The 14,011-nt window shown below is 42.6% G+C and carries 11 protein-coding genes and 1 pseudogene; 9 read left to right on the forward strand and 3 right to left on the reverse strand.

Annotated features, from left to right (window positions below):
* The first annotated feature begins 200 nt into the window (after positions 1–200).
* The 9 genes and pseudogenes from O8C65_02640 to O8C65_02680 all read left to right on the forward strand — a co-directional run bounded on the left by O8C65_02640 (position 201) and on the right by O8C65_02680 (position 10,868).
* The gene (locus O8C65_02640) at positions 201–1,484 is read left to right on the forward strand and encodes a UDP-glucose/GDP-mannose dehydrogenase family protein (protein ID MCZ7355807.1); all 1,284 of its coding nucleotides are present in this window, start codon (positions 201–203) and stop codon (positions 1,482–1,484) included.
* 21 nt (positions 1,485–1,505) lie between these two features.
* Positions 1,506–2,933: a mannose-1-phosphate guanylyltransferase/mannose-6-phosphate isomerase gene (locus O8C65_02645; protein MCZ7355808.1), complete on the forward strand. Its 1,428-nt coding sequence runs from the start codon at positions 1,506–1,508 to the stop codon at positions 2,931–2,933.
* A 47-nt stretch (positions 2,934–2,980) separates the two neighbouring features.
* Positions 2,981–3,985 carry a nucleotidyltransferase family protein gene (locus tag O8C65_02650; GenBank protein ID MCZ7355809.1) on the forward strand — a complete coding sequence of 335 codons (1,005 nt, stop codon included), beginning with the start codon at positions 2,981–2,983 and terminating at the stop codon, positions 3,983–3,985.
* 7 nt (positions 3,986–3,992) lie between these two features.
* Positions 3,993–4,931, forward strand: a complete 939-nt coding sequence (locus O8C65_02655) for an SDR family oxidoreductase (GenBank protein MCZ7355810.1) — start codon at positions 3,993–3,995, stop codon at positions 4,929–4,931.
* Complete coding sequence (locus O8C65_02660) at positions 4,928–5,986, forward strand: GDP-mannose 4,6-dehydratase (GenBank protein ID MCZ7355811.1); 1,059 nt, start codon at positions 4,928–4,930, stop codon at positions 5,984–5,986. Before O8C65_02655 ends, O8C65_02660 begins: the two co-directional genes overlap by 4 nt.
* A gap of 20 nt (positions 5,987–6,006) precedes the next feature.
* Positions 6,007–7,074 carry an NAD-dependent epimerase/dehydratase family protein gene (locus O8C65_02665; protein MCZ7355812.1) on the forward strand — a complete coding sequence of 356 codons (1,068 nt, stop codon included), beginning with the start codon at positions 6,007–6,009 and terminating at the stop codon, positions 7,072–7,074.
* A 26-nt stretch (positions 7,075–7,100) separates the two neighbouring features.
* Positions 7,101–8,843, forward strand: a complete 1,743-nt coding sequence (locus tag O8C65_02670; protein ID MCZ7355813.1) for a flippase-like domain-containing protein — start codon at positions 7,101–7,103, stop codon at positions 8,841–8,843.
* Positions 8,840–10,279: a glycosyltransferase family 39 protein gene (locus O8C65_02675; protein ID MCZ7355814.1), complete on the forward strand. Its 1,440-nt coding sequence runs from the start codon at positions 8,840–8,842 to the stop codon at positions 10,277–10,279. The genes O8C65_02670 and O8C65_02675 overlap by 4 nt, the downstream gene beginning before the upstream one ends.
* Before the next feature lie 320 nt (positions 10,280–10,599).
* A pseudogene (locus tag O8C65_02680) lies at positions 10,600–10,868 on the forward strand (ISNCY family transposase).
* Between the two features lie 90 nt (positions 10,869–10,958).
* Here the strand turns inward: O8C65_02680 and O8C65_02685 are convergent.
* From O8C65_02685 to O8C65_02695, 3 genes are read right to left on the reverse strand one after another with little or no spacing between them, the layout of a single operon-like run.
* Entirely contained in the window at positions 10,959–12,218 is a 1,260-nt protein-coding gene (locus O8C65_02685; GenBank protein MCZ7355815.1) for a class I SAM-dependent methyltransferase, read from the reverse strand.
* A gap of 16 nt (positions 12,219–12,234) precedes the next feature.
* Positions 12,235–13,218 carry an SDR family NAD(P)-dependent oxidoreductase gene (locus tag O8C65_02690; GenBank protein MCZ7355816.1) on the reverse strand — a complete coding sequence of 328 codons (984 nt, stop codon included), beginning with the start codon at positions 13,216–13,218 and terminating at the stop codon, positions 12,235–12,237.
* Entirely contained in the window at positions 13,215–14,003 is a 789-nt protein-coding gene (locus tag O8C65_02695; protein ID MCZ7355817.1) for a glycosyltransferase, read from the reverse strand. The genes O8C65_02690 and O8C65_02695 overlap by 4 nt, the downstream gene beginning before the upstream one ends.
* Positions 14,004–14,011: the final 8 nt, after the last annotated feature.

The following is a 14,011-nucleotide window of genomic DNA, read 5'->3' on the forward strand; positions in this document are numbered from 1 at the left end:
TTCAACGCATGTCGATTTCATTTTTATATTAACCTTCAATAAATAAACTCTTGAACAAGAGTGGAATTTCAAAATTGGGAAAAAATAATTTAAATTAGATGCAAGAGACCCCAAATACAAAACGTTTCATATATAAGTTAAAACATTATATAAACCGAAATCAAATTGAATTGAAAAGTATATCCAAAAAAAAGATAATTATGAGAATTTCAGTGATCGGCACAGGCTACGTCGGTACCGTCAGTGCTGCCTGTTTTGCAGAACTCGGCCATAAAGTGATATGTGTAGATATCGATCAATCTAAAATAGACCATATAAATGCGGGCATCCCGCCTATCTATGAGGATGGACTTTCCGAACTTTTGAAAAAACATGCCGGAAATAGCTTGACTGCAACATCGGATTACGGTTTTGCTGTTATGAAATCAGATTTATCCTTTATTTGCGTGGGAACTCCATCTGACTCTTCAGGCAATATCGATCTTGGCATCGTAAGAGCGGCCAGCGCTAGCCTGGGGGATTCTTTGAAAAAGAAGAAGGAGTTCCATGTTGTAGTGGTGAAAAGCACAGTCGTCCCAGAGACCACAGAAAAGGTGGTTCTCCCAATTATAGAAAAACACTCGGGAAAACGCATTGGTGATTTCGGCATAGCCATGAACCCTGAGTTCTTGCGCGAAGGAAAAGCGGTGTATGATTTCATGCATCCGGACAAGATAGTTGTGGGTTCGCTTGACAAAAGGTCGGGTGATATGGTCGCTTCCCTTTACAGCGGGCTTGATTGCGAGGTAACAAGGACAAACCCGCGCACAGCCGAGATGATAAAATACGCAAATAACGCATTTCTTGCAACCAAAATATCTTTCGCAAACGAGGTTGGGAATATCTGCAAGGAACTGGGGATCGATACATATGAAGTCATGTCTGCAATCGGTAAGGATTTCAGGATAGGACCGCACTTCCTGAATGCGGGAGCCGGGTTTGGAGGTTCATGTTTTCCAAAGGATGTGAAGGCCCTGATAGGCAAGGCAAAAGAGATTGGATATGAACCAGTACTGCTCAGATCTGTAATTGCAGTAAACGAAGGACAACCTATCCGGATAGTAGAGATATTGAAAAATAAACTCGGGAGGTTGAATGGAAAAAAGATCGCCGTGCTTGGACTTGCCTTCAAGAACGATACCGATGATATAAGGGAATCAAGGTCTATACCCGTGATAAAAGAACTGCTAGATAATGGTGCAAGGGTTCTTGCCTACGATCCCATGGCAAATGAGAATATGCGGAGGCTTTTCGGTAGTGTCGAATACCAGCGCTCTGCGGAAGACGCCCTGCGCGGTGCAGACGCATGCCTCATAATGACCGAATGGGATGAGTTCAGATCACTTGATAATGAATTTCATATTATGAAAAATAAGCTTGTAGTAGACGGGAGGCATATGATCACCCCCGGAAAAAATATAGAATATGTTGGTCTTTGCTGGTAGGTTGGTTACATAAATCAATATATGTTAAATATCAGAGCAAAAACTGCCGTTAAAAATCGAGGAGATGGAACTATAAAATCTATAATTCTTGCAGGAGGATCCGGCACACGTCTATGGCCCCTATCACGCGAACAATATCCGAAACAGTTTCTAAAACTTGGCAAAACATCATTGTTCCAGGATACGCTGGATAGATGCCTTGAGATATCTGATATCAAAGAAATTTTCGTCGTGACTAACGAATTCCAGAAGTTTTTCGCATTGGGGCAAATCAATGAACTGGGATATGATTTCCCTGTGGAGAATGTACTCATAGAACCGGAAGGGAAGAATACATTGCCGGCGATCTGTTTTGGGATGAGGGTAATCGAAAAACGATTCGGGAAATCCATCGTTGGGATTTTTTCTTCTGACCATGTGATGGGTAAAAGCGCGATGAAAACAATAGCGAGCGCTCAAAAATTGGCTTTGGATTACCTCGTTACCTTTGGGATAGTGCCAAAATCCCCTCATATCGGCTATGGGTACATCAAACCGGCAGAACCAATCGGGCCAGGATACAAAGTCTCCGAATTCAGAGAAAAACCTGCTCTTGATATTGCCAAGAAATACGTGAAGGAGGGGTGTCTCTGGAACAGCGGAATGTTCCTCTTCGATACAGATTTGTTCTTTGCTGAACTAAAGGCACATGAACCTTCGGTTTTGGAAGCTTTTGGTGTCTCTGATGATATGGATGCTGCATACAGTAAAGTGACAGCAATTTCCATTGATTATGGTATCATGGAAAAATCAGATCGGGTGGCAGTTGTGAAGATTGAGGGTAAATGGAGCGACCTCGGAAACTTCGATGCGATGTATGAAGAGCTCGAAAAAGATGCAGCCGGGAATGTTGTATACGGTTGCGATGACGTTCTGCTAAATTCAACCGGTAATCTCATATACTCAAAACCTGGCAAGCTTGTTTCACTTATCGATATCAATGATATGGTTGTAGTGGATACTTCTGACGCACTGCTTGTATGCCCCAGGAGCAGCAGTCAGAAGGTCAAGGATGTCGTGTCAAAATTGAAAAATAGAAATGATGCGCGGGCATCCATTCATGAGACCGTGTACAGACCATGGGGCTCTTACACGATCCTTGAAAGCTCAGAAAGACATAAAATAAAGAACTTAACAGTCATGCCAGAGAAGAGATTGAGCCTACAGCTCCATCACCACCGCAGCGAGCACTGGGTTGTTGTGAAAGGTATGGCAAGCGTACAGGTCGATAGCAGCGAGTTTTTTTTGCGGCCTGGAGAGAGTACGTTTATAAAAGGTGGTGTCAAGCACAGGCTTTCCAATCCAGGGAAGATCCCCCTGGAAATCATTGAGGTACAGCTCGGAGACACGGTGGATGAAAACGATATTGTCAGGTTTGATGATGAATATGGACGTGTTCAACAATCCTGAAAAAGAATACCTATATATAATTGACAGATTTACCAAGGGCGAATAGAATGAAAGTAGTTATACCCGCTGCAGGTGCAGGCAAACGTCTTTTTCCGCATACCTTCACAAAACCCAAGCCCATGGTGTACATAGCTGGAAAACCCATTATCGGCCATATCCTTGACAGATTGAAAGATGTTGAACCTGATGAAATAATAATGGTGGTGGGCTATAAGAAAGAACAGATAATGTCTTATGTGGAGAAAAATTATTCAAAAATTTTCGATATAAAATATGTCGAGCAGGAAGAACAACTGGGCCTTGGCCATTCTATCCATGTTGCTGGAGAGGAGATCGGGAATTCGGATATAATGATAGCACTCGGGGATATGATATTCAAAGCGGGCTATTCCGAGTTCCACAGGCATCATTTGACCAATGGCGATTGCTCCGGATCGATCGGGGTTCGTGAGGTTAAAGACCCAAAAAAATATGGCATCGTGGAAGTCGAAGGCGATTATATAAAAAGACTGGAAGAAAAGCCCGCACGCCCCAAATCCAATCTTGGAATAGCCGGGATATATTTCATTGAGGATACACCTGTACTCTTATCGATACTCGATGAGATGATACATAAAAATCTTCGCACACGTGGAGAATTCCAGCTTACGGATGCGCTACAGGAAATGGTAAAAAGAGGTTACCGTCTGAAAACCTTCCCCGTCTCAAGCTGGTATGATTGCGGGCATCCTGAATCCTTGCTTGAGACAAACCGCGTATTGCTGGATGAAAAAGAGGATATGGATAAAGTGGAGGTATTGAAAGATTCAGTGATCATCCATCCTGTTGCAATAGGGGAGAATGTGACAATTATTAATTCGGTTATCGGACCGCACGCGTCGATCGCAAGCGATTCGATCATTGAAAGCAGTATCATCTCGGACAGCGTGATTGGATCGCGCTCCCACATCTCAAAAGTCAACCTTCAGCGCTCCATCGTTGGAGACGATGCCAGCGTTCACGGCAAGCACAATTCTCTTAATATAGGAGACTCTTCGTCCATAGAATTCTGAAAGTAACATGAAAGCATTAGTAACCGGTGGGGCAGGATTTCTTGGATCGCATCTGTGCGATTTACTGCTCAAAAAAAATTTTGAAGTTATATGTGTAGATTCTCTTCTAACGGGAAATGAAGGGAATATTGCACACATAAAAACCGATAGATTCCAATTCATAAAGCATGACGTGACAAAACCCCTATACCTGGAAGAAAAAGTCCAGTTCCTCTTCCATCTTGCCAGCCCGGCCAGTCCCATAGACTATCTGGAATTGCCTATCCAGACCCTGAAAGTTGGTGCTCTTGGCGCACATAACATGCTTGGCCTTGCCAAGGAACAGGGAGCACGATTTTTGCTGGCCTCGACCTCCGAGGTATATGGCGACCCCCTCGTGAATCCCCAGAGCGAGGAGTACTGGGGCAACGTGAACCCTATCGGTCCGAGAGGCGTGTACGATGAGGCAAAAAGATTTGCCGAGGCCATCACGATGGCTTACCATCGCTACCATAAGCTGGATACCAGGATAGTCCGTATCTTCAACACATACGGGCCAAGGATGCGTCCGAACGACGGAAGGGTCGTGCCCAACTTCATCGGGCAGGCTCTGCGCGGCGAGGGGATTACCGTTTATGGTAACGGTTCGCAAACAAGAAGTTTCTGCTACGTGAGCGACGAGATCGAGGGGATCTACAGGCTGATGATGTCTGATTATACGCTGCCAATGAATGTAGGTAACCCGGAGGAGCATACCATACTTGAGTTTGCAAGATTGATTGCAGAGATGACAGGTAGTACTTCAAAAATTATTTTTAAAGAATTGCCTGTTGACGACCCAAAGCAACGAAGACCTGATATCACAAAAGCGCGACAACTCCTTGGCTGGGAACCAAAAGTCTCTCTTGAGCAAGGATTAAAGGAAACAATAAAATACTTCAAGGATATTCTGGAATGGAGTAAATGAAAATACTAATAACGGGCGGAGCAGGCTTCGTCGGCTCGAATCTGGCAATCGAGTTCAAAAAAAATAGGGATGCCCAGGTAGTAGCTTTTGATAATCTTAAAAGAAGAGGGTCTGAACTGAATATCCCGAGATTGAAAGAAAACGATGTGGAATTCATACATGGCGATATAAGGAACAGGGAAGATTTTGATCCTGTGGGTGATACCGATATTCTTATCGAGTGCTCAGCAGAACCTTCTGTGCTGGCAGGTTTTGATTCCTCCCCGGATTATCTATTGAATACAAACCTTTTGGGTACCATCAATTGTCTTGAATACGCAAGGAAATGCGGGGCAGACATTGTATTTTTATCCACAAGCAGAGTTTACCCCGTTAGAACGATAAATAGCATCAATTTCATTGAAAAGCCGACACGCTTCGAACTATCGGATAACCAAAGTATACAGGGCGTCTCTTCCAAAGGTTACACAGAAGAATTCCCTCTCAATGGCCCGCGTACATTATACGGCGCAACAAAGTTAGCATCCGAGTTGATCATTCAAGAATACATAGAAATGTATGGATTGAGAGCGGTCATAAACCGTTGTGGCGTCCTCACAGGAAGCTGGCAAATGGGGAAGGTTGACCAGGGGGTTATAGTTCTATGGGTGGCTAAACATCATTATCAGCAGTCATTAAGTTATATCGGATATGGAGGCAAAGGGAAACAGGTGAGGGATATTCTACATGTAAAAGACCTGCAGCGCCTTTTAGAGATCCAGATTGCAGATATGGATGCACACAATGGCGAAATATACAATGTAGGAGGCGGACTAGAACGCACCGTATCCCTGCTTGAATTGACACGTCTCTGCCAGAAACATACTGGAAACAAAATACCTATAAAAAACGTTAATGAAGACAGGCCAGGAGATATACGAATATTTATAACCGATAATAGCAAGATAACGGGAAAAACAGGCTGGAAGCCTGAAATTGAGGTCGAACAAATAATAGAAGAAATCTCCAACTGGATTGGAGAGAACTCGGAGTTACTGAGACCAATACTTGCATGAATTAATGGAGGAGCTTACAAATGGATATTGCCTTGATCACAGGTTCTGCAGGCTTGATAGGTGCTGAATCTGTCCGGTTTTTCAGCAAAAAAGGTTTTAAGGTCGTTGGAATTGACAACGATATGAGAAAGGTATTCTTTGGTGAAGAAGCGTCCACCGAGTGGAGCAGGAAAAAGCTCGAGTATGAAATAAAAAATTATATTCATTACAGGGAGGACATCCGGGATAGGGCAGCGATGGAAGCCATTTTTAAAAAATATAGTAATGAAATAAAATTAATTATACACACTGCAGCACAGCCTTCTCATGATTGGGCAGCAAAGGACCCGTTCACTGATTTTACAGTTAATGCGAATGGAACCCTGACGCTTCTCGAAATGACAAGACAGAACTGCCCTGATGCCGTGTTCATATTCACTTCCACTAATAAAGTATACGGCGACACTCCAAATAGTTTGCCACTGGTCGAACTTGAGACCCGGTGGGAAATTGATGAATCCCATCCTTATTATGAAAACGGTATTGACGAATCCATGAGTGTTGACCATACAAAACACAGCCTGTTCGGTGCTTCAAAACTGGCTGCTGATGTGCTTGTCCAGGAGTACGGCAGGTATTTCGATATGAGAACCGTTTGCTTCAGGGGCGGGTGCCTCACAGGACCGGGACATTCGTCCACAGAACTCCACGGGTTCCTGGCGTATCTTATGAAATGTGCTGTTACAGGGAACCATTATACGATATATGGCTACAAAGGCAAGCAGGTCAGGGATAATATCCATAGTTTCGATCTTGTGAACGCTTTCTGGCATTTTTATCAAAAACCAAGAAGAGGCGAAGTATATAACATGGGAGGGAGCAGGCATTCCAACTGCTCAATGCTGGAGGCTATAAGCATGTGCGAAGAGATCTCCGGGAAAAAAATGAATTATTCGTATATTGAAAACAATCGTATTGGAGATCATATCTGGTGGATCAGCGATGTGAGCAAATTCAAATCCCATTATCCAGGATGGAACTACAAGTATAACCTCAAAGACATCCTGGTTGAGATATTCAACAATAGCGTTTTTTCACAAATACAATAAAATCAAAAAATTGTAATAAATACAAGATGTCGAAAATATCAATTGTAGTTCCGGCCCATAATGAAGAGGAAAATCTTGCCAATCTACTTGGTGAACTACTACCTGTTCTCGAAGGGCATGAAGAAACACGGGACTATGAACTGATAATAGTAAACGACAATAGCACCGATAGAACACCCCAAATAATAGAAACGCTTGCAGACCTGAATCCAAGAATCAAACCAGTGCACATGCTTTCCAACCCCGGGTTTGGCAATGCAATAAAAGAAGGGTTCAGGAATGCCAAGGGAGATATCATAATACCTGTGATGGGCGACCTATCCGATGACCCCGAGGATATAATAAAGCTGGTCCAGAAGATCGAGGAAGGCTACGATATCGCCTATGGCTCGAGGTTCATTGAGGGAGGTAGAACCGATGGATATCCATATGCTAAAATGATCGCCAATCGCACTTTCAACAACAGTGTCCGGCTGCTTTTTGGGATAAAGCATAAAGATATCACCAATGCTTTCAAGGCATACAGAAAAGAGGTACTTGATAGGATCGGAATAGATAATCTGGAAGCAAACGGCTTTGATCTCACTGTAGAGATACCTCTTAAAGCGCATATCATGGGATTCACAAGTGCCGAGGTTCCAGTCACCTGGCATGGGAGGAAGCGGGGGGTGGCAAAGCTCAAACTTTCGGAGAATGCCACAAAATACGGGAAACGCCTCGTGAAATTGTTCATCATAGGGAATATTATAAGCCTGAGGGACCTTCTGGGTTCGGCGGTTTCAGGTTCAAAAATAAAACTTCTGGCTGCACTGGTATTCGGAGTTTTGGTACTGATCGGGATATTTTCGTATTCCGGATACACTCAGGTCTATGACACCATAAAAAATGCATCTTTATATTATGTTTCTCTTGGATTCTTTGCTGTATCAATGGCATTTTTCATGCGGACATGGAGGTGGAGTGTGCTTCTCAGGACATCAGGATATGTCGTGCCCAGGGATATTCTCTTCAAAAGCTTGATGTTCGGCTTTTTTATAAACTATTTAATTCCTGCAAGAGCCGGCGATATCGCAAGGTGTGCAGCCCTTAAACCAACTGAAAAAATTCCTATGGGGGCAAGTCTTGCCACGATAGTTATTGAAAGGGCGATGGATATGCTCACACTCTCACTTCTTCTGAGCGCTGGCGCAATGTTAGTATCAAAGAGCGACACAATGTTTTTTGTAGCCACAATTGCACTGGCAGTATCTATTCTGCTTGTACTAATGCTAATTATTGTTTACAGGTATGACTCATTCATATCAAGGAAACTTGGAAAGAGATTTCCGGCTATTTCAGGTTTCATGAATACCATGAAGGAGGGGCTTTACAAAATTTATTCCAATCCCAGTGCACTGGTTTTATCGATAGCAATTTCAATACCTGTTTGGCTATTTGAAATATCCGGAGTATATATAGCATCCCTAGCTATTGGATATGAAATTCCTTTTTCACTGGCTATGATTGCAGGGATAACCTCATTTCTTGGCCAGACCATCCCAATAACCCCCGGAGGAATTGGGGTCTATGAGGGCACTATGGCAGGGGTTTTAGTGCTTTTCGGAATACCTCTGTCCACCGGGATTTCCCTGGCGTTAGTTGATCATTTCATCCGTGCTTCAGTGACGCTTATTTTCGGAATGATATCAACGATACATCTTGGTTTTGCATCCAGGGAGTATTTTGCAGACATGAGACAGATTTCGCATGAATCTGATGATGCAACATGAAAAAAAGATGGTTAATCGCATTAATAGCCACATATATTGTGGTGCGCACCTGCATCGCCACTTTTTCATCATACGGATATTATCACGGCTGGAATGAAGGCTATTATTCCCTCATAGCGAAGAATTATTTTTCAGGCTCGTTATGGGAGCAGATAGCCTATCCCGGAGGAGAACCTTTCTCCTCTGCCCCTCCATTGTTTTCCTATGCCGTATATACATCCTTCAAGATATTTGGCATCTCTGATATCAGTGCACGTCTCGTATCCATACTCTCGGAACTTATCGCGGTTTTGGGCGTGTATATACTTGCCAGGGAATTACATAACGAAAGAACGGCAAGTATCGCAGCAATCATATTTATTTTCATTCCCTGGAATATACTCTGGTTCGGAAGAGTGGAGACTGACCCTTTGATGACTGCGCTTATGACGCTTGCCATTGCGTTGTATGTACGTGCTTATAAAAAAGATGAAAGCATGTTGCCTTTCGGGATCATGCTTGGTCTTGCTGTCTTTACCAAACAACCCGCGCTTGCCGCATTGCCGATTGTTCTTATATGGAGCTATTTCCAGGGGATTAAGAAAAAACAGGTAATCAATGCGTTCGTATGCTTTCTTGTGGGAATGGTACCACTTTTGGTTTGGCTTTCTTATTATTTCATAAATGGGAATACTGCTTTCGTTTCACATTTTATATACGGGGAGCTCGTATATAGAAGCGAGCCATTCTCAGACCTTGGGAGGGTAGTTCTATTTACTGCAGCTGGAATAACGCCAATAATAATAGCTGCAACATACCAGATGTTCAAAGAGAGAGATGTAAAGAACATACTTGCTATCTGGCTTTTGATATACGGGGCTTTTGTGCTGATAAGAACGCCGCCAAGCCATGAATACTACTCACTGCCGCTGATGGCGCCATTGGCAATAATGGCGGCTGCCGGTATTGCTGGATTTTCCCATAAGCTGGATAAGAAATTCGCGTTGATACCGCTTGCAGTCGTAATTATTCTGGCAGTACCGATCACCTATGCCCTTTTTGTTTATAGTGGGGATCTTGGCTATACCGCCACAAAGGATGCCGGGGAATTTTTGAAGGTTTATATGGACAAACATCCAGATGGTGATTATCTTGTATTGGTTCAAATGAAGTATAGCCCTCAGATAGCTTGGTATGCTGATTTGAGAGTTGATGGAAAGAGGCAGATATACAGCACAGGGGACGACTTGTCTGTCCCGTATCTGACAGGGGTATTGAATAATTTTGATCCTGCAAAGACGGTTCTTCTGGTATCCGACTTTGAAAAGAATACAGGGAAGGCTTCGATTAATTACGATGTTTTGTATGAGTCAAGATACGAATCTGCTATAGCGAATCTTGATATCCTTTATAATTTAGGGACGTCATATGGATTGAAAATCGTCAGGGTAAGATAGTGACAATGGCGGTCATTTCCCAGTTGAGGAGGAAAGAATTCCCAGCTGAACAATTTTTAATTTAATCCGTAACTCTGCATGTATTACGTAATATCCAATAAAATAATGTTTCATGAGAGTTTAATAGCTCAACCGAAGTGTTTTGGGATCCCATATACATATTCAAACACTGCAAAGGGCGCAAAGGACGAAAATAACGATTGTCATAACCTTTGCCTTCTTTGCGTTCTCTGCGGTGAGTTATTTGGAAATTACAGCTAATATATATTTAAATAATATACAATTGGATTGATGAGATATATCCAAAATCAGAAGTGATGTCCACGAAATTATCTGGATATTATTGCTATTATGAACAGTACTTATGGATCGATGGAAGGCGGTTCTATTGATTGATTCAATACTAGATAAACCGGTAGAAGAGTCGATCGTCAATGATCTTGAATATGATACTGTCAAATCGTTTATTGAAAAAGCAATAAATGGGAAACCAGTTCATGCTATTACTACGGATCATCGACTGGAATATAAAAGCATAATGGATGAACTTAAAATAAACCATCAACTGTGTATTTTCCATCTCTTAAAGTCGGTTTTCCTAAGACCCTTGGAATTATATCTCAGCATCTTGATTGACAAACCTTTTTTCATCGCGTCCCTCTCAAAGGTAAGATATATATTATAGTTTTAGTATGTATGGTTTCGGAAGTGGAACAATAAATTCTCCCCTAAATCCTTTCTCCCTGAGCTTGGGAGCAAGTTCGTCCGCGATATGCCATGAAAGCAATAAAGCGTATTCAGGCTGGTCTTCAAAGAGCTTGGACTCTTCCACAACCGGTATCAGCGTGCCAGGGATGTATTTACCAATTTTATGGGAGCCTTTGATCTCCACGACGTAATCCATTATGCCATCATCAATACCCACATAGTTTATTAGTGTACTTGCGCGGGAAGGTGCCCCGACACCATAAATATGTTTCCCTTGTTTCTTTATGCCAAGGAGCAATGAATGAAGTTCAAGCTTGGAAACAACAACTCTTTTTTTGAATTCCAGAAGGTTTTTCTTGTCAAGAACCGTCTTTTTCTCTTTCTCAAGAAGAGCGCCGACGGTTTTTTTTACTGTATACGCTCCTTTCCTTGCAGCGTATACTCTTATCGAGCCTCCATGCGTTGGGATTTGCTTTGCATGGATGATTTCAAGCCCGTTCATTTCAAGTAAATATTTGAGGCTGTGCAGGGAATAATATCTCAAATGTTCGTGGTAAATCGTATCATACTGAAGCGTTTCAATAAGCGGCAGCAAATAATGGGACTCAGAGATAAAGACCCCGTCTTCCTTGAGCAATTCAAGGATGGACTCTACAACGCTGCCGACGTTGGCGATATGCGCAAACACATTAGTTGCGGTGATGATTTTTGCTTGTCCATATTCGGATTTTACTTTGTCGGCGACCTCACTCGTAAAGTAATTTATGATCGTAGGAATTCCGCGCTCTATTGCGATCTTTCCCATTTCCTCCGGGGTTATCCCTAAAACTTTATGATTGTCTTTAAAATTGCTGAGCAAATTGCCATCATTTGAGCCGATATCAATAACCAAATCTTCCCTGTCTAAATCCACAATCGTCTTACATTCTTTATATAATTCTGCAAAGTTATCCCTCAGTATTTTTGTCGTGCTACTGGTATAAGGGTATGAAGAAGGAAACAGTATTTTCGGGTCAACTATCAGGCCAAGCTGCACAAGATGGCACATAGAGCAGTACAAAAGCTGGGCGGGATAGCTGGGCTGCTCATGTGGTCTCTCACCGATATTGTTCATGGCATTGACAGGAGGCAAATATCCTAAAAACAGGACAGTTTCAAGACCTGTATGCTCACAAATCTGGCATTTTTCAACGACTGTACTTGATATTTTTTGAACAGGATTATTTTTCATAACTTATCGCCTACTTTCATATATCTGGTTTTTTATGGATATTTTCATCATACCATTTTGCGGTGATCTTTAGACCCTCCTTTAACGGAATTTTTGGTATGTATCCCAGGTTTTTCAGCTTTGTTATGTCTGGACATCTTCTCAATGTGCCGCCCTTTGCCAACTCCCCTGGAATAATAATAACTTCCTTTCCAAAATATTTACCTGTTTCAATGGCAACTTTTTCTACGGAAATCTCCTCCATCGTGCCTATATGGTATATTCCAAGGTGTTCACCTTTTTCTAATACAAGCATCAGTCCATCAATGAAATCATCGATAAAAACAAAAGCCCGAGTTTCTTTTCCCGTTCCCTGTATCGGGAATTTTATAAATTTTTCATTGTAGTCCCTGCAAAGTTGTTTCATTCGCATGACGAACTGCGGTATGACATGCTCCCACCCCATATCCGGACCATACACATTATGCGGGCGGAATATTACAACCCGGTCAAAATACTTTCTTCCATAATTAATTGCCATGAGTTCGCTTATGATCTTCCCTCCGCCGTATGAATAGCGCGGATTAAGGGGATCCGGGATTGAAAGAGGGACTGCCTCATCTGTCGGAATCCTTGGAGGCGTCTGATATACCTCTGAGCTTGATGCAAGTATCAATTCCTTAACTCCTTGCCCGATGCAACCGTCTATAACATTAATGATCCCCTTTACGCCGACGTCAAGGACAAGTTCCGGTTTTTTGTAGAAAAATTCCGTGCCGTTCACATAAGCCAGATGAATGACGCTATCCATGCCTTTGCATGCCTTCTGCACAGCATCGGCGTCTCTTATGTCTGCTCGGAACATTTCGATCTGATGAGCAACATCTTTGAGCCTTTCCGAGGCACCACGAGAATCGTTGTCAATTATGCTGACATTGTAGCCTTCTTTTACAAGACGCCTGACAAGCGAACTACCTATGAAACCTGTGCCGCCTGTCACAAGATATTTTTTGCCTTTCATTCTGGTCTTCCCTCAACAAAGTTTGATGGTATTCGTATTACTGGTTTCTGTCTTTTCTTTGAGTTGTGCAGATGTTTTGTACCCCACAAGAACCATCTAAGATATTCTTTAAACCATGGTCCTAATGAAAAAGTCGATTTTCCCCCATAAAGGCGATCGATGGAAATAATCGGGACTTCCCCAAGTTTGAATCCTTCGATCTGCGCCTTGACTGCAAGCTCAAAGACTACAGCCCAGCCAACCGGTCTTGACTCTAAAGTTATTCTATCAAATATGGATTTCCGAAACATCTTGATGCCTGTTGTGGAATCTGTGAAAACCGAACCTGAAAGGATATTGAAAACTCTATTTCCGAGGCTTGACAGGAAACTTCCAATAAAAGTGCCTCCTAGCCTCCTTCCACCATGTGCGTACCTCGTGCAACTTACCAGATCGCATCCTTCATCCATAAGAGCGATCATATCATCTATTGCGATAACAGGCCCGACTTCATCGACTGCAAAAATGAGGATAAATTCCCCGTTCGAAGCCTTTATTCCGGCTTTGATAGCATTAACCACCCCCCTGCCAAGATCGTTAAATACAAGGCGGACCTCCGGATAATTGGGTTGAAGCTTCCTGACAACAGGAATGCTGTCGTCTTCAGGAGAGTCATAAACGATTAAAATCTCATGCGGGATCTCGACCACAGCGCGCAGGATTTTTAGCATGATACCTATATTTACCCCTTCATTGCGGACTGGCATCAAAATAGATAATTTTGCTTTTGTTGTATCTTCTGTCATTTTGATTA

It is taken from the genome of Candidatus Methanoperedens sp. (genome assembly GCA_027460535.1).
Classification (GTDB): Archaea; Halobacteriota; Methanosarcinia; order Methanosarcinales; family Methanoperedenaceae; genus Methanoperedens.